Source organism: Streptomyces sp. NPDC088124 (assembly GCF_040685895.1).
In the GTDB taxonomy this organism is placed as follows: Bacteria; Actinomycetota; Actinomycetes; order Streptomycetales; family Streptomycetaceae; genus Streptomyces.
Genome location: NZ_JBFBJB010000003.1, coordinates 80,517 through 97,794, shown reverse-complemented (window position 1 = coordinate 97,794; position 17,278 = coordinate 80,517). Strand labels below are relative to the sequence as shown.

Below are 17,278 nucleotides of genomic sequence, written 5' to 3'. Positions count from 1 at the left end.
CAACCACAGATGCGTAACGCACCTGAAGTCAGACGCGCCTCCGCTTGGGGGGGCGGCAGCCGTTGTGCGGGGTGGGGGTGACGTCCTGGATCGAGCCCACCTCCAGGCCGGTGGCCTGGAGCGAGCGGATCGCGGTCTCACGGCCGGAGCCGGGACCCTTGACGAAGACGTCGACCTTGCGCATGCCGTGCTCCTGCGCGCGGCGGGCGGCCGACTCGGCGGCCATCTGCGCGGCGAAGGGGGTGGACTTGCGCGAGCCCTTGAAGCCGACGTGGCCGGCGGAGGCCCAGGAGATCACGTTGCCCGAGGGGTCCGTGATCGAGACGATCGTGTTGTTGAACGTGCTCTTGATGTGGGCGTGCCCGTGAGCGACGTTCTTCTTTTCCTTGCGGCGCACCTTCTTGGCTGCACCCTGACGGCCCTTAGGAGGCATTCCTTAAACTCCTGCGGTGGAGGTGGTCGGTCCTACAGCGAAGACCGCTGATGAGCGTCCGCTGAGGACTACTTCTTGCCCGGCTTCTTCTTACCGGCGATGGCGCGACGCGGACCCTTGCGGGTACGAGCGTTCGTGCTGGTGCGCTGACCGTGCACCGGCAGGCCGCGGCGGTGACGCAGACCCTGGTAGCAGCCGATCTCGACCTTGCGGCGGATGTCGGCGGCGATCTCGCGACGGAGGTCACCCTCGGTCTTGAGGTTGGCGTCGACGTACTCGCGGATCTTGACGAGGTCTTCCTCGGCAAGGTCGCGGACGCGGACGTTGGCGTCGACGCCGACGGCGGCGAGGGTCTCCTTGGACCGGGTGCGCCCGATACCGAAGACGTAGGTGAGGGCGACCTCGACGCGCTTGTCGCGCGGGAGGTCAACGCCTGCGAGGCGTGCCATTCATGGCTCCTGATGATGTCGGAGGTCTACCGCAGTGTCTGTCCCGGCCGCCGTACGGGGTCCGTACGGTCCGGGTCTCCGGCCTCCGCCGGAGGTGTCGGTCCCCTCGCGGGGAGCCGGACACTGCGTCATTACGTTTGCTCGCGTCGCGCGAAGTACTGCGAGGTGCGGGGTCTTGCGTCAGCCCTGGCGCTGCTTGTGGCGCAGGTTGTCGCAGATGACCATGACCCGGCCGTGACGGCGGATCACCTTGCACTTGTCGCAGATCTTCTTGACGCTCGGCTTGACCTTCATGGGATTGAGGTTCTCCGGGTCAGTGCACACGCCCCGGTGAGGGGACGTCCACAAGATCTACTTGTATCGGTAGACGATCCGGCCACGCGTCAGGTCGTACGGAGACAGCTCCACCACGACCCGGTCATCGGGGAGGATACGGATGTAGTGCATCCGCATCTTTCCGCTGATGTGCGCGAGGACCTTGTGACCGTTCTGCAGCTCCACCTTGAACATGGCGTTCGGGAGGGACTCGATCACGGTGCCCTCGATCTCGATGGCACCTTGCTTCTTGGCCACGCTTCGCCCTTCGAATCGGCTACCTTGATCGATTCTGGCTGTCGCATGAGGACACACGGGTACACCAGAGCCGACGCGTCAGTCTACGGGAGCGCACTCGAAAAGACGAATCCGTTCAGTTTGCCCACCGCGGAAGATTTTTAAGCAGAATCGCTACGACGCCAGCGGGTCCGGCGCCGCCGTGACGCCCAGCTCCGCGAGCCTCGCCCGGCCGCCGTCGGGGGCCGTGAGGACGAGGGGGCCCTCCTCCGTGAGCGCCACCGAGTGCTCCCAGTGCGAGGACCAGGTGCCGTCGGTCGTGATGACCGTCCACTCGTCCTCCAGCACCTGCGTACGGGGCGTGCCGAGCGACACCATCGGCTCGATCGCCAGGCAGAAGCCCGGGATCAGCTTGGGGCCCTTGCCGCGCTTGCGGGTGACGTAGTTCAGCAGGTGGGGGTCCATGTGCATCTCGGTGCCGATACCGTGGCCGCCGTACTCCTCGATGATCCCGTACTTGCCACCGCCGGGACGCGGCTGGCGCCTGATGTACGTCTCGATCGCGCGGGAGACGTCCACGAGCCGGTTGCCGTTGCGCATGGCCGCGATACCCGCCCACATCGACTCCTCGGTCACCCGCGACAGCTCGACCAGCTCCGGAGCGTGACCGGTGCCCACGAACGCGGTGAAGGCGGCGTCGCCGTGCCAGCCGTCGATGATCGCGCCGGCGTCGATCGAGATGATGTCGCCGTCCTTGAGGACGGTCCGGTCGTCGGGGATGCCGTGGACGACGACCTCGTTGACCGAGGTGCAGATGGTCGCCGGGAAACCGCCGTACCCGAGGAAGTTCGGCTTCGCGCCGTGCTCGGCGAGCACCTTACGGGCGACCTGGTCCAGATCCCGGGTGGTGGCGCCGGGCACGGCCGCCTCGCCGGTGGCCGCGTGCACCGCGGCGACGACCAGCCCCGCCTCGCGCATCTTCGCGATCTGCTCGGGGGTCTTGATCTCCACCATGCCTGTGCCTTCCGCCTTCGACTGTCCGGAGAACCGATACGCCGGGCTCTCCACCCCGCGATCGCCTGCTCAAATTGACTGCTCAACAGTACGGCCGTGGCGCCCCTTGGGACACCACGGCCGTACTACTGCTTCTCGTACTGAGATCCCTCAGGCCCGCGAGGCCGGATCGCGCTCCAGCGCGGCCATCGCACGCTCGGTCACCTCGGTGACCTTGCCGAGCGCCGAGATCGTCACAACCAGGTCCTGCGCCCGGTAGTGGTCGATGATCGGCTCGGTCTGCGTGTGGTAGACCTCCAGCCGCGTCCGTACCGTCTCCTCGGAGTCGTCGTCCCGCTGGTACAGCTCGCCGCCGCAGACGTCGCAGACGCCCTCCTGCTCCGGCGGGCTGTACGTCACGTGGAAGACGTGCGCGCTGTCGTTGCGGCAGATGCGCCGGCCGGCGATCCGCTTCACGACCTCGTCCTCGGGGACCTCCAGGTCCAGCACTGCGTCGAGCCGTACGCCGTCCGCCGTGAGCGCCTTGTCGAGCGACTTCGCCTGCGACACGTTGCGCGGGAAGCCGTCCAGCAGGAAACCGTTCTCGGCGTCCGGCTGAGCCATGCGGTCCTGCGCCATCGCGATGGTGACCTCGTCGGGCACGAGATTCCCGGCGTCCATGTACGCCTTCGCCTGTTTGCCGAGGGCCGTGCCCTGGCTGATGTTGGCGCGGAAGAGGTCGCCCGTGGAGATGTGCGGGATCGACAGGTTCTTGGCAAGGTACGCGGCCTGCGTTCCCTTGCCGGCACCGGGCGGTCCGACGAGGACGATTCGCATCAGCGGAGGAACCCTTCGTAATTGCGCTGCTGAAGCTGGCTCTCGATCTGCTTGACGGTCTCCAGCCCCACACCCACGATGATCAGGATGCTTGTCCCGCCGAACGGGAAGTTCTGGTTGGCACCGCCGAAGCCAGCCAACGCCATCGTCGGTACGAGAGCGATCAGCCCCAGGTACAGCGAGCCCGGCCAAGTGATCCTGTTGAGCACGTAGCTCAGGTACTCGGCCGTGGGCCGGCCTGCCCGGATACCCGGGATGAACCCACCATACTTCTTCATGTTGTCCGCGACTTCTTCGGGGTTGAACGAGATCGCCACGTAGAAGAAGGCGAAGAAGACGATCAACAGGAAGTACGTCGCGATGTAGTACGGGTGGTCGCCCTTGACGAAGTGGGCCTCGATCCAGGTCTTCCACGCGGAGTTCCCGCTGGAGAACTGCGCGACCAGGGCCGGGATGTAGAGCAGCGACGACGCGAAGATGACGGGGATGACACCCGCCTGGTTCACCTTCAGCGGGATGTACGTCGACGTACCGCCGTAGGACCTGCGGCCGATCATGCGCTTCGCGTACTGCACGGGGATCCGGCGCTGGGCCTGCTCGACGAAGACGACGAGGCCGACCATCACGAAGCCGATCAGGATGACCGTGCCGAACTCGATCCAGCCGTCCGCGAGCTCGCCGCTCTGCTTGATGGCCCACAGCGCGCCGGGGAAGCCGGCTGCGATCGAGATGAACATGAGGATGGACATGCCGTTGCCGATACCGCGGTCGGTGATCAGCTCACCGAGCCACATGACGGCCGCGGTGCCCGCGGTCAGGGTGATCACCATGACGACCGTGGTGAAGATGGAGCGGTCCGGGATGATCTGTGTCGCGACCGGGCAGCCGCTGAACAGCGAGCCGCTGCGGGCGGCGGCCACGATGCCGGTGCCCTGAAGGACCGCCAGGGCGATCGTCAGATAACGCGTGTACTGGGTGATCTTCGCCTGGCCGGACTGCCCCTCCTTCTTGAGGGCTTCCAGCCGGGGGATGACCACGGTCAGGAGCTGCAGAATGATGCTCGCGGTGATGTACGGCATGATGCCGAGCGCGAAGATCGTGATCTGCAGCAGCGCCCCGCCGCTGAACATGTTCACCAAGCCGAACAGGCTGTTGTTGCCCTTCTGGGCCGCATCGACACAGATCTGGACATTCTCGTAACTGACACCCGGTGCGGGTACATGCGCCCCGAGCCGGTACAGCACGATGATGCCGAGCGTGAAGAGCAGCTTCTTGCGCAGGTCGGGTGTCTTGAACGCCCGGGCGAACGCGGTGAGCACGGTGCCTCCTGCGACCCCCGCGCTACTGCGCCAGAGGTGACGGTCTGAGGTTTCGATGGATAGGTGTCTGCGAAGCCTGCCGCGCCGCCCGGTACCGCAGTCAGCGGTGTCACCACCGCCGCCGACGGCCTTGAGGCATGCGACAGCGTCTGACACCCTACCGGGGACCACGCTCTTCCAGAACATCCACTGCGCTCTGTGGTCATCCGGTTATCGCCGCGGCGGCCTCCTGACGACTGCGTGCCGCCCGCGCCGACGCGCTGCCGGGGCTCTGCGCCCCTCCGGGCGGCGGACCGGTGTTCGCGTGTCCCCGCCGGGCCCACGGGGCTCGTGGAGCCACCGAGAGGGTACGTACACGGCCCGCGGGGCCTCAGCCTCCGCCGGAGAGCGGGCAGCGCCCCCTGGCGACGCGGCGACGACCCGGCGGCGCGACCGAAAAAGGCCTGGGCCGTACCTCTGACGTGAGGTACAGCCCAGGCCCTGGAGTCAGCCGAACTCAGACCAGCTCGGTGACCGTGCCGCCCGCGGCGGCGATCTTCTCCTTGGCGGAGCCGGAGACGGCGTCGACCGAAACCTGCAGCGCCACGGTGATCTCGCCCTGGCCCAGGACCTTGACGAGGCTGTTCTTGCGCACCGCGCCCTTGGTGACCAGATCGGCCACCGTGACCTCGCCGCCCTCGGGGTAGAGAGCGGAGAGCTTGTCCAGGTTCACGACCTGGTACTCGGTGCGGAACGGGTTCTTGAAGCCCTTCAGCTTCGGGAGGCGCATGTGGAGGGGCATCTGCCCACCCTCGAAGCGCTCCGGAACCTGGTAGCGGGCCTTGGTGCCCTTGGTACCGCGACCAGCGGTCTTACCCTTGGACGCCTCACCACGACCCACACGGGTCTTGGCGGTCTTGGCGCCCGGGGCAGGACGGAGGTCGTGTGCCTTCAGCGGGTTGCTGTTGTCCGCCATGTCAGTCGACCTCCTCGACCGTGACGAGGTGCCGCACGGTCTGCGCCATGCCGCGGAACTCGGGACGGTCCTCCTTGACCACCACGTCGTTCAGGCGCTTCAGCCCGAGCGAACGCAGCGTGTCGCGGTGGTTCTGCTTGCTGCCGATGTACGACTTCGTCTGCGTGATCTTGAGACGGGCCATCACGCACCCGCTCCCGCACGCGCACGGAGCAGAGCGGCAGGCGCGACGTCCTCAAGGGGCAGACCGCGGCGGGCCGCGATCTCCTCGGGACGCTGCAGGCCCTGGAGGGCCGCCACCGTCGCGTGCACGATGTTGATCGCGTTGTCCGAGCCGAGCGACTTCGACAGGATGTCGTGCACGCCCGCGCACTCCAGCACGGCACGCACCGGGCCACCGGCGATAACACCGGTACCGGGGGACGCCGGCTTGAGCAGGACGACGCCCGCGGCCTTCTCGCCCTGGATCGGGTGAGGGATGGTGCCCTGGATACGGGGGACCTTGAAGAAGTGCTTCTTGGCCTCCTCAACACCCTTGGCGATGGCGGCCGGCACCTCCTTGGCCTTGCCGTAACCGACACCCACGGTGCCGTCACCGTCGCCCACCACGACCAGCGCGGTGAAGCTGAAGCGACGACCACCCTTCACAACCTTGGCGACACGGTTGATCGCGACGACACGCTCAACGTAAGCGGTCTTCTCGGCGGCAGCGCCACCGTCGCGACCCTTCCGGTCCCGCCGCTCGCCGCCACCGGCACCGCTTCCGCGGCGCTGGGGTCCAGCCATTGGATTTACCTCTCTCTGTTACGTCCGTTAGTCCCGGAACCGGGGCCTAGAACTTCAGCCCGGCTTCGCGGGCGGCGTCAGCCAGAGCGGCAATGCGCCCGGCGTACCTGTTGCCACCACGGTCGAACACGACAGCCTCGACACCCGCGGCCTTGGCGCGCTCGGCGACCAGGGCGCCGACCTTCTGCGCCTGGGCGCTCTTGTCGCCCTCGCCACCGCGGATCGAGGTGTCCAGGGTCGACGCGGACGCGAGCGTGTGGCCCGCGATGTCGTCGATGACCTGGGCCACGATGTTGCGGTTGGAGCGCGTCACGACGAGGCGCGGACGCTCCGGCGTGCCGGAGACGTGCTTGCGCACGCGGATGTGGCGGCGCTTGATGGCGGCGCGCTTGTACGCGTCACCCTTGGCGATCTTCACACCGTATGCCATGGCTTACTTACCCGCCTTTCCGACCTTGCGGCGGATGACCTCGCCCGCGTACTTGACGCCCTTGGCCTTGTACGGGTCGGGCTTCCGCAGCTTGCGGATGTTAGCGGCGACCTCGCCGACCTTCTGCTTGTCGATGCCCTCGACGGTGAACTTCGTGGGCGTCTCGACCTTGAAGGTGATGCCCTCGGGGGCCTCGATGAGGATCGGGTGGCTGTAGCCCAGGGCGAACTCCAGGTTGGAGCCCTTCGCCTGGACGCGGTAACCGACACCGCTGATTTCGAGCGCCTTGATGTATCCCGTGGTCACGCCGGTGATCATGTTCGCCACCAGCGTGCGGGACAGGCCGTGCAGGGCCTTGTTCTGACGCTCGTCGTTGGGGCGCAGCACCGAGAGGGTGCCGTCCTCGCCCTTGGTGACCTCGATCGGCGCGGCGACGGTGTGCGAGAGGGAACCCTTGGGGCCCTTCACCGCGACCGTGCGGCCATCGATGGTGACGTCCACACCGGCGGGAACCTGGATGGGGAGCTTGCCGATTCGCGACATGAGCTTTTCCTCCGTTCCCGACTACCAGACGTAGGCGAGGACTTCCCCACCTACGCCCTTCTTGCCTGCCTGCTGGCCGGTCAGGAGACCGTGGGACGTGGAGATGATCGCCACGCCCAGGCCACCGAGGACCTTCGGCAGGTTGGTGGACTTCGCGTACACACGCAGACCCGGCTTGGAGATGCGCTTGATGCCGGCGATCGAACGCTCGCGGTTCGGGCCGAACTTCAGCTCCAGGACGAGGTTCTTGCCGACCTCGGCGTCCTCGACCTTCCAGCCGGTGATGAAGCCCTCCTGCTGGAGGATCTCCGCGATGTGCGACTTGATCTTGCTGTGCGGCATCACGACTTCGTCGTGGTATGCCGAGTTCGCGTTGCGCAGACGCGTGAGCATGTCTGCGATGGGATCAGTCATGGTCATGAATTGGCCTTCGGCCTCTCTCGCCGGGGTTTCCTGTATGCGCCATCCCTCTCCCCGGTCAGAGCCGGGACGGGTGCGGTGCGGGGACCTACGGCGTAGTAAGTCAGTCATGGACGGCAGGCGCCCAACCCCACAAGCCTACGGCATGTGAGGGAGGGCTCCCGCCAACCAAATTGCTTACCGAGAGTTCGAGCAGTTCTGCCCACCCGTCGCCCGACCGCCGCCCCTCAAGGGCGGCCTTCGGCCGACGAACTGGATTCAGGACTACCAGGAACTCTTGGTCACGCCCGGCAGCTCGCCACGGTGGGCCATCTCACGAAGGCACACGCGGCACAGGCCGAACTTGCGGTAGACGGAGTGGGGCCGGCCGCAGCGCTGGCAGCGGGTGTAGCCGCGTACGCCGAACTTCGGCTTGCGGGCGGCCTTAGCGATCAGAGCCTTCTTCGCCACGGTCAGTTCTCCTTGAACGGGAAGCCGAGGTGACGAAGGAGGGCACGACCCTCGTCGTCGTTGGTCGCCGTGGTCACCACGGTGATGTCCATGCCCCGGACCCGGTCGATCTTGTCCTGGTCGATCTCGTGGAACATGACCTGCTCCGTGAGACCGAAGGTGTAGTTGCCACGGCCGTCGAACTGCTTGGGCGACAGGCCGCGGAAGTCACGGATACGCGGCAGCGCGAGCGACAGCGTACGGTCCAGGAACTCCCACATGCGGTCACCGCGGAGGGTGACGTGGCAGCCGATCGGCTGCCCCTCGCGCAGCTTGAACTGCGCGATCGACTTGCGGGCCTTGGTGACGGACGGCTTCTGGCCGGTGATCGTGGTGAGGTCCTTGATGGCACCCTCGATCAGCTTGGAGTCGCGGGCGGCGTCGCCCACACCCATGTTGACCACGATCTTGACGAGGCCGGGGATCTGCATGACGTTCTCGTACGAGAACTCCTCACGCAGCTTGCCGGCGATCTCCTCGCGGTAGCGCAGCTTCAGACGCGGCGCGGTAGTGGTCGCAGTCATCAGATGTCCTCACCGGTCCGCTTGGCAACGCGGATCTTGTTGCCCTCGTCGTCAAAGCGGTAGCCGACGCGGGTAACGACCTTCTTGCCGTCCTTCTCCACGACGAGCTGAACGTTGCTCACGTGGATGGGGGCCTCGGTGGTCACAATGCCACCGGTCTGCGAACCGCGAGCCGTCTGGCCGGCCTTGGTGTGCTTCTTGACCCGGTTGACACCCTCGACGAGAACACGGTCCTGCGTGGGGTAGGCCACGATGACCTTGCCCTGCTTGCCCTTGTCCTTGCCGGTGATGACCTGAACCAGGTCGCCCTTCTTGATCTTCATGCTTACAGCACCTCCGGCGCGAGCGAGATGATCTTCATGAACTTCTTCTCGCGCAGCTCACGGCCCACCGGGCCGAAGATACGGGTGCCACGAGGGTCGCCGTCGTTCTTCAGAATGACAGCGGCGTTCTCGTCGAAGCGGATGTACGAGCCGTCCTGACGACGACGCTCCTTGACGGTGCGAACGATGACCGCCTTGACGACGTCACCCTTCTTCACGTTGCCACCGGGGATCGCGTCCTTGACGGTGGCGACGATGACGTCACCGATGCCCGCGTAGCGGCGACCCGAGCCACCGAGAACACGGATGGTGAGAATTTCCTTCGCACCCGTGTTGTCGGCGACGCGCAGTCGCGACTCCTGCTGGATCACGTCTATCTCCTGATCGTCTGCCGGTTCCCCGGGGGCCGTTCACCGAACGGCCCCCGGAGCCTGGCGGAACTGTTCCGAGAGGAAACCCCCTCGGAGGGTTTTTACTTGGCCTTCTCGAGGATCTCGACGATGCGCCACCGCTTCGTGGCGGACAGCGGCCGGGTCTCCATCAGGAGGACGCGGTCGCCGATGCCGGCGGCGTTCTGCTCGTCGTGGGCCTTGAGCTTGTTCGTACGGCGGATGACCTTGCCGTACAGGGCGTGCTTGACGCGGTCCTCGACGGCGACGACGACGGTCTTGTCCATCTTGTCGCTGACGACCAGGCCCTCGCGGGTCTTGCGGAAGCCGCGGTCGGTCGTGGCGTTGGTCTCGGTCACGTTGTTCTCAGTCATCAGGCGTTCTCCACCGTCTCGATGCCCAGCTCGCGCTCACGCATCAGGGTGTAGATCCGCGCGATGTCCTTGCGCACGAGCTTCAGCCGCCCGTGGTTTTCGAGCTGGCCGGTCGCCGCCTGGAAGCGGAGGTTGAACAGCTCTTCCTTGGCCTCGCGGAGCTTGTCGACAAGCTCCTCGTTGCCCAGCTCGCGCAGTTCGGACGCCTTGGTCACGGCCGCCATCACGCCTCACCTGCCTCGCGCCGAACGATCCGGCACTTCATCGGAAGCTTGTGAGCAGCGCGGGTAAGCGCCTCACGCGCAATCTTCTCGTTCGGGTAGGACAGCTCGAACATCACCCGACCGGGCTTGACGTTGGCGATCCACCACTCGGGGGAACCCTTACCGGAACCCATGCGGGTCTCGGCGGGCTTCTTCGTGAGCGGACGGTCCGGGTAGATGTTGATCCAGACCTTGCCGCCACGCTTGATGTGACGGGTCATGGCGATACGAGCGGACTCGATCTGCCGGTTCGTCACGTACGCGGGGGTCAGCGCCTGGATGCCGTACTCGCCGAACGCAACCTGCGTGCCACCCTTGGACATTCCGCTGCGCTTCGGGTGGTGCTGCTTGCGGTGCTTGACCCTACGGGGGATCAGCATTTCGGTCAGGCCTCCGTTCCGCCGTTAGAAGAGGTCGTCGCCTCGGCGGCAGGAGCGGCGGTGGCGTCGGCCTTGGGGGCCTCGGCAGCCGGGCTCTGCTGCGGCTTGCGGCCACGTCCGCCACGCTCGCCACCGCGGCCACCACGGCCGGCGGGACGGTCGTTGCCGCCACCGCGGGCGGGACGGTTGCCGGCGCGCGCCGCGGCGTTCTCGGCGCGGACCTCGGCGATGTTCTTGACGTCGCCCTTGTAGATCCAGACCTTCACACCGATACGGCCGAAGGTCGTCTTGGCCTCGAAGAAGCCGTAGTCCACGTTGGCGCGGAGCGTGTGCAGGGGCACGCGGCCCTCGCGGTAGAACTCCGAGCGGGACATCTCGGCGCCGCCGAGACGGCCACCGCACTGGATCTTGATGCCCTTGGCGCCGGCCTTCATCGTCGACTGCATGCTCTTGCGCATGGCGCGACGGAAGGAGACACGCGAGGAGAGCTGCTCGGCCACGGCCTGGGCCACGAGCTGAGCGTCCACCTCGGGGTTCTTGACCTCGAGGATGTTCAGCTGGACCTGCTTGCCGGTCAGCTTCTCCAGCTCGCCGCGGATGCGGTCGGCCTCGGCGCCGCGGCGGCCGATGACGATGCCCGGACGCGCGGTGTGGATGTCGACCCGGACGCGGTCGCGGGTGCGCTCGATCTCCACCTTGGAGATGCCGGCCCGCTCCATGCCCTTCGTCATCATGCGACGAATGGCGACGTCTTCCTTGACGTAGTCCTTGTACAGCTTGTCGGCATACCAGCGGGACTTGAAGTCCGTGGTGATACCGAGCCGGAACCCATGCGGGTTAACCTTCTGGCCCATTACCGGGTTCCTTCCTTGCTGCTGACGACCACGGTGATGTGGCTGGTCCGCTTACGGATCCGGTAGGCACGGCCCTGGGCGCGCGGCCGGAACCGCTTCAGGGTCGGACCCTCGTCCACGTACGCCTCGCTGATGACCAGCGAGTTGGCGTCGGTGTGGTCGTAGTTGTGCGCGGCGTTGGCAATGGCGCTGTCCAGCACCTTGCCGACGGGCACGCTCGCGGCCTGCGGGGCGAAGCGCAGGACCGCCTGAGCCTCCGTGGCATCCATGCCACGGATGAGGTCCACCACGCGGCGGGCCTTCATGGGCGTGACGCGGATGTACCGCGCCTGGGCCCTGGCTTCCATGGTTGTCCCTTCGGTGTAAGTCATAGTCAGTCACCCCGCGTTAGCGGCGCTTCGACTTCCGGTCGTCCTTGACGTGGCCGCGGAAGGTGCGAGTCGGCGAGAACTCGCCGAGCTTGTGGCCGACCATCGACTCGGTGACGAACACCGGGACGTGGATCTTGCCGTTGTGCACCGCGATGGTGTGACCCAGCATGGCCGGGACGATCATCGAGCGACGGGACCAGGTCTTGATGACGTTCTTGGTGCCTGCCTCGTTCTGTACGTCCACCTTCTTGATGAGGTGTCCGTCGACGAAGGGCCCCTTCTTGAGACTGCGCGGCATCTAAACCCGCTCCTAGCGCTTCTTGTTCGTCTTGCGGCGGCGGACGATGTACTTGCTCGATGCCTTCTTCGGCGAGCGAGTACGACCCTCCTTCTGACCCCACGGGCTGACCGGGTGGCGACCACCGGAGGTCTTGCCCTCACCACCACCGTGCGGGTGGTCGACCGGGTTCATCGCGACACCGCGGACGGTCGGGCGAACGCCCTTCCAGCGCATACGGCCGGCCTTGCCCCAGTTGATGTTCGACTGCTCGGCGTTGCCGACCTCGCCGATGGTGGCGCGGCAGCGGACGTCGACCAGCCGGATCTCGCCGGACGGCATGCGCAGGTGGGCCATGGAGCCCTCCTTCGCCAGCAGCTGCACGGAGGCACCCGCGGAGCGGGCGAACTTCGCGCCGCCGCCGGGCCGCAGCTCGATGGCGTGGATGGTCGTACCGACCGGGATGTTGCGCAGCGCCAGGTTGTTGCCGGGCTTGATGTCGGCGGCCGGACCGTTCTCGACACGGGCGCCCTGCGCCAGGCCACGGGGGGCGATGATGTAGCGCTTCTCGCCGTCCGCGTAGTGGAGCAGCGCGATGCGCGCGGTGCGGTTCGGGTCGTACTCGATGTGCGCGACCTTGGCAGGCACGCCGTCCTTGTCGTGACGACGGAAGTCGATCACGCGGTAGGCGCGCTTGTGGCCACCACCCTGGTGGCGAACGGTCACACGACCGGCGTTGTTACGGCCGCCCTTGCTGTGCAGCGGGCGGACCAGCGACTTCTCCGGCGTGGACCGCGTGATCTCGACAAAGTCGGCGACGCTGGAGCCACGACGGCCCGGGGTCGTCGGCTTGTACTTGCGGATACCCATTGTCTCTCAGTCCTCGGAAGAATTCCGGATCCTGGACGTCTCGACCTCCGTCAGGAGGTCGGTCCGCCGAAGATGTCGATACGGTCGCCCTCAGCGAGGGTCACGATGGCGCGCTTGGTGTTGGCGCGCTTACCGAAACCGGTGCGGGTGCGCTTGCGCTTGCCCTGGCGGTTGATCGTGTTGACCCCGGCGACCTTGACCGAGAAGACCGCTTCCACGGCCTGCTTGATCTGGGTCTTGTTGGCCGTGGGCGCCACGATGAACGTGTACTTGTTCTCGTCGAGCAGCGCGTAGCTCTTCTCGGACACAACCGGCTTGACAAGAATGTCGCGGTGGTCGTGGAAGGACTTGCTGGTGATCTCGGCCATCAGGCTTCGTCCCCTTCGTTGTTGTCGGCCTTGGGGCCAGACACGAAGGACTCGAAAGCGGCCTGGGTGAAGACCACGTCGTCGGAGACGATCACGTCGTACGTGTTCAGCTGGCCCGGCGCCAGGATGTGCACCTGGGGCAGGTTGCGGGCGGAGAGCCACGCGGCCTCGTCGGAGCGCTCGGCGATCAGGAGCACGTTCTTGCGCTCGGAGATCTTGCCGAGCAGCGTCTTCGCGGCCTTGGTGGAGACCGTCCCGTCCACCACGCCGGAGACGACGTGGATACGGGAGTGACGGGCCCGGTCGGTGAGGGCACCGCGCAGGGCGGCGGCCTTCATCTTCTTCGGGGTCCGCTGCGAGTAGTCACGCGGCACGGGGCCGTGGACGACGCCACCACCGGCGAACTGCGGAGCGCGGGTCGAACCCTGACGGGCGCGGCCGGTGCCCTTCTGGCGGTACGGCTTCTTGCCACCGCCACGGACCTCGCCGCGGGTCTTGGTCTTGTGCGTGCCCTGTCGGGCAGCGGCCAGCTGGGCGACAACGACCTGGTGGATCAGCGGGATGCTGACCTTGGCGTCGAAGATCTCCGCGGGGAGTTCGACGGTCCCGGCCTTGTCGCCTGCCGGCGAAAGGATGTCAACGGTGCTCATCAGTTACCTCAGGCCCCCTTGGCCGCGGTACGGACCAGGACGAGGCCGCCGTTCGGACCAGGAACCGCACCCTTGATCAGGAGCAGGCCCTTCTCCGCGTCAACGGCGTGAACGGTCAGGTTCTGGGTGGTGACCCGCTCGTTGCCCATGCGGCCCGCCATGCGGAGGCCCTTGAACACACGGCCCGGGGTGGCGCAGCCACCGATGGAACCGGGAGAGCGGTGCTTGCGCTGGGTGCCGTGACCGGCGCCGAGGCCCTTGAAGTTGTGACGCTTCATGACACCGGCGAAGCCCTTGCCCTTGCTCTTGCCCGTGACGTCGACCTTGACGCCGGACTCGAACGTGGCGGCGGTGATCTCCTGGCCGAGCGTGTACTCGCTCGCGTCGGAGGTCCGCAGCTCCACCAGGTGGCGGCGGGGGGTCACGTCGGCCTTGGCGAAGTGGCCCTTGAGGGGCTTGTTCACCTTGCGCGGGTCGATCTCGCCGAAGGCGATCTGGACCGACTCGTAGCCGTCGGAGTCATTCGTACGGACCTGGGTAACGACGCAGGGTCCGGCCTTGACCACGGTCACCGGGACGACACGGTTGTTCTCGTCCCAGACCTGGGTCATGCCGAGCTTCTCGCCCAGGACACCCTTGATCTGCTTTGCCATCTCTTCCGCGCCTCTCAGAGCTTGATCTCGATGTCAACGCCGGCCGGAAGGTCCAGGCGCATCAGCGAGTCAACGGTCTTGGGCGTCGGGTCGAGGATGTCGATCAGGCGCTTGTGCGTGCGCATCTCGAAGTGCTCGCGCGAGTCCTTGTACTTGTGCGGCGACTTGATGACGCAGTACACGTTCTTCTCAGTGGGCAGCGGCACCGGGCCCGCGACCGACGCACCAGTACGCGTCACCGTCTCGACGATCTTCTTCGCCGAGGAGTCGATGACCTCGTGGTCGTAGGCCTTGAGCCGGATGCGGATCTTCTGTCCCGCCATGGCTGCTTCGTAGTCCTGTCTCTCGTAACGCTCTGGGACCCGGTGGTTCCGGGCTCTTCTCCGACCCACGCGGTCGGGCGTGTCGCCGCCCCGTCCATGAAAATCTCCCGAAGGATTTTCCCTGCAAGGGGTGCGGGCCCAACGTCCGCGAGCCGGGGAGAACCGCGGGTACATCGCGTTCCGCCACCGGGAGCCTGGCCGGTACCCCGCTGACACTTCCCGGAAGATTCCCGTACGTCCGGCCCCAGCGCTGCCCCGTAAGGCAGTTGGAGACGACGAGTACTGTGGGACTCGCTTCCGGTCCTCCCGGCGGGAGGCGCGCAGCATTGGCACTCAACCGAGCAACCTGAACAGTGTGCCACAGGGCCCTTGACCCTGGCCAATCGGGCCGGAAAGCGTACCCCACGCCGCGATCGCCGAATCTTCGGCGCCGATCGACACCGGTCGGACCATTCCCTCACCGCACACCCGGCGACCATCGGCGACCGTTCCGCCACGGAGAGTGCCGCCAGGGCGCTACGCTCACCTCGTACCCGCTCGGCGCACGAAAGGCCCGGGGCGCCCATGCCGAAGCCACCACAGGAGTTCTCCGCTCCCGCCGAACAGGAGCGGGAGGGCCCCGCCGGGCGTGTCCGCCATCACTCGACCCCCACCGAGGCGTCAACCGACCCTGCGCGGCGTCTCCACATCCTGGCGGCCCTTGAGCGCCTGGCATTCGATCCCCAGGTCAAGGGTGGAGCCGAGCGGCACATCACTCTGCGCCACATCCTCGAAGGCGAGTGCTGGGTCCTCGGCGAGGAGTACGGGCTGCATGTGAGCGACCGGGCCCTGACGGAGACCGCGTACCGGCACTCCCCTCTGCTGGGCCTGCCGGTACGCGCGCCAGCGCCCGCGCCCCCGAGGACGGACGGTCACGGCGACGCCGCCGGCCGCATGCTGTCGCGAGCGGCCCTGCTGCGGCACGGCGAACGGCACCACCTGATAGCCGAGGTCAAACGAGTGGACCTCACGCTGGACATGGCCGACTTCGCGCGGGCATGCACCTACGCGCGCGCCGTGAGGGAGGACCCGAGGTTCAGAGACACCCCCGTGACCTGGGACTTCTGGCTCATCGGTAAGGAGCTGGACGACACGATCACGCAATTGACCCACCAGCGGGACCGGGCTCCGGGGTGCGCGGTCTCCCATCCCACGTACCGCATGTGGGTCCGAACATGGGACGAGATCATCAGGGACTGCCGGGAGCGGATCCACTTCTACCGCGAGCGCCTGGATGAGGAGTACACGGCCCCGTAACCCCCCTCGGGGGGCATCACCCCAGCAGAGAGAGCGGAGAAGGCCGGGCAGCGCCCAGTTTCAGCTCTCGGAGGCATACGGGACGAAGTCGGCCCACGCGGCGGCGGCGAAGCCGAGGGAGGGCAGCCGTACGTCCTTGGAGTCACGGACATGGACCGTGCGCGGGGTGGCGGCGACCTCGACGCACGATGGGCCGTCGTCCGTGCTGTAGCTGCTCTTGAACCACGCCAGGTTTGCGGCGTCTCCGGCGGAAGGCTTGAGGGTCATGTCTCTCCCAGCAGTTTTTCGATGAAGGCCAGCGAATCCCGAGGAGTAAGTGCCTGCGCCCGGAGCACCCCGTAGCGGATGTCCAGGAGCTGGACCTCCCTGGGGTTGGAGATCACGCGGCTGAGGAGCTGGATCTCGTTCAGCGCGATCGTCGTCCCGTCCTTCAGCCTGAGCAGCCGGAACGACCCTCCGAGACCAGAGTTCTCCGCGCAGCTCAACGGCAGCACTTGGAGATCCACATTACGCAACCGCCCCACCCCCAAAAGGTGTTCGAGCTGGCGTCGCAGCACCATTCTGCCCCCGATCTCGCGGCGGAGCGTGGCCTCGCACTGAACAAAGCTGAAGACGGGCTGCGCGGTCGGTGAGCCGAGGATCTGCTTCCGCGCCGTACGCCCGGCCATCCTCCGCTCCACCTCCTCCTCGGAGAAGGGCGGCCGTCGGTTGCCGAACACGGCCTCCGCGTACTCCTCGGTCTGCAACAGCCCTTCGATGACGGAGTTGTTGTAGGCCAGCAGCTCGACGGCCTCATCCTCCAGCTTCTTCACGCCCCGGACCTTCTTCGGGTAGCGCGCCTCCGCCATGTCCTCCTTCATCGCGGCGATCCGACCGCCCGCGCCCAGCACTTCGTCCGCCCGATCCAGGAACTCCGGCCGTGGGATGCGGCTGCCGGCCTCCACCTTGTAGACCTGGTTCTCGCCGTAGCCGATCGCCGCACCGAACTCGGCCTGACTCAGCCCGGCCGCCGTCCGCCAGAGCTTGATCTGCCGCCCGAGCGCCGCGACGACGGCCCCCGAGTCGTCGTCCTCGAAGTCCGGCCCCCACTCGGGCCCGTCCGCCCGGTCCACTCCGTCCATACCGCTCCTGCCCGCACCCACCGCGCGCACCTCCGA

31 protein-coding genes are annotated in these 17,278 nt (G+C 66.8%); 1 reads left to right on the top strand and 30 read right to left on the bottom strand.

The features are described 5' to 3' along the window. Positions 1-28 precede the first annotated feature (28 nt). The 28 genes from rpsK to rpsJ form a co-directional block, all read right to left on the bottom strand. Positions 29-433, bottom strand: coding sequence for a 30S ribosomal protein S11 (rpsK, locus tag AB0P17_RS03180; protein WP_003956432.1), 405 nt, complete (start codon positions 431-433; stop codon positions 29-31). A gap of 68 nt (positions 434-501) precedes the next feature. Further along, positions 502-882, bottom strand: coding sequence for a 30S ribosomal protein S13 (rpsM, locus tag AB0P17_RS03175; protein WP_114659649.1), 381 nt, complete (start codon positions 880-882; stop codon positions 502-504). A 180-nt stretch (positions 883-1,062) separates the two neighbouring features. Next, positions 1,063-1,176, bottom strand: a complete 114-nt coding sequence (gene rpmJ / locus AB0P17_RS03170) for a 50S ribosomal protein L36 (RefSeq protein WP_003956441.1) — start codon at positions 1,174-1,176, stop codon at positions 1,063-1,065. 57 nt (positions 1,177-1,233) lie between these two features. Further along, positions 1,234-1,455, bottom strand: a complete 222-nt coding sequence (infA, locus tag AB0P17_RS03165) for a translation initiation factor IF-1 (RefSeq protein ID WP_003956442.1) — start codon at positions 1,453-1,455, stop codon at positions 1,234-1,236. 153 nt (positions 1,456-1,608) lie between these two features. Further along, positions 1,609-2,448, bottom strand: a complete 840-nt coding sequence (gene map / locus AB0P17_RS03160) for a type I methionyl aminopeptidase (RefSeq protein ID WP_365807074.1) — start codon at positions 2,446-2,448, stop codon at positions 1,609-1,611. A gap of 150 nt (positions 2,449-2,598) precedes the next feature. After that, positions 2,599-3,264, bottom strand: coding sequence for an adenylate kinase (locus tag AB0P17_RS03155; protein WP_365807072.1), 666 nt, complete (start codon positions 3,262-3,264; stop codon positions 2,599-2,601). Then, positions 3,264-4,583, bottom strand: coding sequence for a preprotein translocase subunit SecY (secY, locus tag AB0P17_RS03150; RefSeq protein ID WP_365807070.1), 1,320 nt, complete (start codon positions 4,581-4,583; stop codon positions 3,264-3,266). Before secY ends, AB0P17_RS03155 begins: the two co-directional genes overlap by 1 nt. Before the next feature lie 496 nt (positions 4,584-5,079). After that, the gene (rplO, locus tag AB0P17_RS03145; RefSeq protein ID WP_365807068.1) at positions 5,080-5,538 is read right to left on the bottom strand and encodes a 50S ribosomal protein L15; all 459 of its coding nucleotides are present in this window, start codon (positions 5,536-5,538) and stop codon (positions 5,080-5,082) included. Between the two features lies 1 nt (position 5,539). Beyond that, positions 5,540-5,722 (bottom strand): 50S ribosomal protein L30, encoded by a 183-nt coding sequence (rpmD, locus tag AB0P17_RS03140; RefSeq protein ID WP_267012760.1) that lies wholly within the window; start codon positions 5,720-5,722, stop codon positions 5,540-5,542. Further along, the gene (rpsE, locus tag AB0P17_RS03135; protein ID WP_030351447.1) at positions 5,722-6,324 is read right to left on the bottom strand and encodes a 30S ribosomal protein S5; all 603 of its coding nucleotides are present in this window, start codon (positions 6,322-6,324) and stop codon (positions 5,722-5,724) included. The genes rpmD and rpsE overlap by 1 nt, the downstream gene beginning before the upstream one ends. Positions 6,325-6,370: 46 nt before the next feature. After that, positions 6,371-6,754 (bottom strand): 50S ribosomal protein L18, encoded by a 384-nt coding sequence (gene rplR / locus AB0P17_RS03130; RefSeq protein WP_114659653.1) that lies wholly within the window; start codon positions 6,752-6,754, stop codon positions 6,371-6,373. Between the two features lie 3 nt (positions 6,755-6,757). Next, the gene (rplF, locus tag AB0P17_RS03125) at positions 6,758-7,297 is read right to left on the bottom strand and encodes a 50S ribosomal protein L6 (RefSeq protein WP_365807066.1); all 540 of its coding nucleotides are present in this window, start codon (positions 7,295-7,297) and stop codon (positions 6,758-6,760) included. Between the two features lie 21 nt (positions 7,298-7,318). Next, positions 7,319-7,717 carry a 30S ribosomal protein S8 gene (gene rpsH, locus AB0P17_RS03120; RefSeq protein ID WP_365807064.1) on the bottom strand — a complete coding sequence of 133 codons (399 nt, stop codon included), beginning with the start codon at positions 7,715-7,717 and terminating at the stop codon, positions 7,319-7,321. A gap of 264 nt (positions 7,718-7,981) precedes the next feature. Next, positions 7,982-8,167, bottom strand: coding sequence for a type Z 30S ribosomal protein S14 (locus AB0P17_RS03115; protein WP_003948630.1), 186 nt, complete (start codon positions 8,165-8,167; stop codon positions 7,982-7,984). A 2-nt stretch (positions 8,168-8,169) separates the two neighbouring features. Beyond that, entirely contained in the window at positions 8,170-8,730 is a 561-nt protein-coding gene (gene rplE, locus AB0P17_RS03110) for a 50S ribosomal protein L5 (protein ID WP_030351443.1), read from the bottom strand. Next, complete coding sequence (rplX, locus tag AB0P17_RS03105; RefSeq protein WP_249948330.1) at positions 8,730-9,053, bottom strand: 50S ribosomal protein L24; 324 nt, start codon at positions 9,051-9,053, stop codon at positions 8,730-8,732. The genes rplE and rplX overlap by 1 nt, the downstream gene beginning before the upstream one ends. A 2-nt stretch (positions 9,054-9,055) precedes the next feature. Then, positions 9,056-9,424, bottom strand: coding sequence for a 50S ribosomal protein L14 (gene rplN, locus AB0P17_RS03100; RefSeq protein ID WP_003966950.1), 369 nt, complete (start codon positions 9,422-9,424; stop codon positions 9,056-9,058). A gap of 101 nt (positions 9,425-9,525) precedes the next feature. Next, positions 9,526-9,816 carry a 30S ribosomal protein S17 gene (gene rpsQ / locus AB0P17_RS03095; RefSeq protein ID WP_365807061.1) on the bottom strand — a complete coding sequence of 97 codons (291 nt, stop codon included), beginning with the start codon at positions 9,814-9,816 and terminating at the stop codon, positions 9,526-9,528. Further along, positions 9,816-10,040, bottom strand: a complete 225-nt coding sequence (gene rpmC, locus AB0P17_RS03090; protein ID WP_365807059.1) for a 50S ribosomal protein L29 — start codon at positions 10,038-10,040, stop codon at positions 9,816-9,818. Before rpmC ends, rpsQ begins: the two co-directional genes overlap by 1 nt. Further along, the gene (gene rplP, locus AB0P17_RS03085; protein ID WP_073220207.1) at positions 10,040-10,459 is read right to left on the bottom strand and encodes a 50S ribosomal protein L16; all 420 of its coding nucleotides are present in this window, start codon (positions 10,457-10,459) and stop codon (positions 10,040-10,042) included. Before rplP ends, rpmC begins: the two co-directional genes overlap by 1 nt. Before the next feature lie 5 nt (positions 10,460-10,464). Next, the gene (gene rpsC / locus AB0P17_RS03080) at positions 10,465-11,313 is read right to left on the bottom strand and encodes a 30S ribosomal protein S3 (RefSeq protein ID WP_365807057.1); all 849 of its coding nucleotides are present in this window, start codon (positions 11,311-11,313) and stop codon (positions 10,465-10,467) included. Then, on the bottom strand, positions 11,313-11,660 hold the full coding sequence (gene rplV / locus AB0P17_RS03075) for a 50S ribosomal protein L22 (RefSeq protein WP_026249422.1): 348 nt from the start codon (positions 11,658-11,660) through the stop codon (positions 11,313-11,315). Before rplV ends, rpsC begins: the two co-directional genes overlap by 1 nt. A gap of 40 nt (positions 11,661-11,700) precedes the next feature. Further along, positions 11,701-11,982, bottom strand: coding sequence for a 30S ribosomal protein S19 (gene rpsS / locus AB0P17_RS03070; RefSeq protein ID WP_003966956.1), 282 nt, complete (start codon positions 11,980-11,982; stop codon positions 11,701-11,703). Positions 11,983-11,994: 12 nt separating this feature from the next. After that, positions 11,995-12,831: a 50S ribosomal protein L2 gene (gene rplB, locus AB0P17_RS03065; RefSeq protein ID WP_129770859.1), complete on the bottom strand. Its 837-nt coding sequence runs from the start codon at positions 12,829-12,831 to the stop codon at positions 11,995-11,997. Between the two features lie 50 nt (positions 12,832-12,881). Beyond that, positions 12,882-13,199, bottom strand: coding sequence for a 50S ribosomal protein L23 (gene rplW, locus AB0P17_RS03060; protein WP_365807055.1), 318 nt, complete (start codon positions 13,197-13,199; stop codon positions 12,882-12,884). Continuing rightward, positions 13,199-13,849, bottom strand: a complete 651-nt coding sequence (gene rplD / locus AB0P17_RS03055; RefSeq protein WP_365807054.1) for a 50S ribosomal protein L4 — start codon at positions 13,847-13,849, stop codon at positions 13,199-13,201. Before rplD ends, rplW begins: the two co-directional genes overlap by 1 nt. Before the next feature lie 8 nt (positions 13,850-13,857). After that, positions 13,858-14,502, bottom strand: coding sequence for a 50S ribosomal protein L3 (gene rplC, locus AB0P17_RS03050; RefSeq protein ID WP_329828610.1), 645 nt, complete (start codon positions 14,500-14,502; stop codon positions 13,858-13,860). A gap of 14 nt (positions 14,503-14,516) precedes the next feature. Then, on the bottom strand, positions 14,517-14,825 hold the full coding sequence (gene rpsJ, locus AB0P17_RS03045; RefSeq protein ID WP_003948644.1) for a 30S ribosomal protein S10: 309 nt from the start codon (positions 14,823-14,825) through the stop codon (positions 14,517-14,519). A 564-nt stretch (positions 14,826-15,389) separates the two neighbouring features. Here rpsJ and AB0P17_RS03040 point away from each other — a divergent pair. Next, entirely contained in the window at positions 15,390-16,121 is a 732-nt protein-coding gene (locus tag AB0P17_RS03040; protein WP_365807052.1) for a hypothetical protein, read from the top strand. Between the two features lie 60 nt (positions 16,122-16,181). Here AB0P17_RS03040 and AB0P17_RS03035 read toward each other — a convergent pair whose 3' ends face one another. Together AB0P17_RS03035 and AB0P17_RS03030 are read right to left on the bottom strand one after the other, a co-directional pair. Continuing rightward, positions 16,182-16,388, bottom strand: coding sequence for a DUF397 domain-containing protein (locus tag AB0P17_RS03035; RefSeq protein WP_365807050.1), 207 nt, complete (start codon positions 16,386-16,388; stop codon positions 16,182-16,184). After that, entirely contained in the window at positions 16,385-17,242 is an 858-nt protein-coding gene (locus tag AB0P17_RS03030; RefSeq protein ID WP_365807048.1) for a helix-turn-helix transcriptional regulator, read from the bottom strand. Before AB0P17_RS03030 ends, AB0P17_RS03035 begins: the two co-directional genes overlap by 4 nt. Between the last annotated feature and the right edge of the window lie 36 nt (positions 17,243-17,278).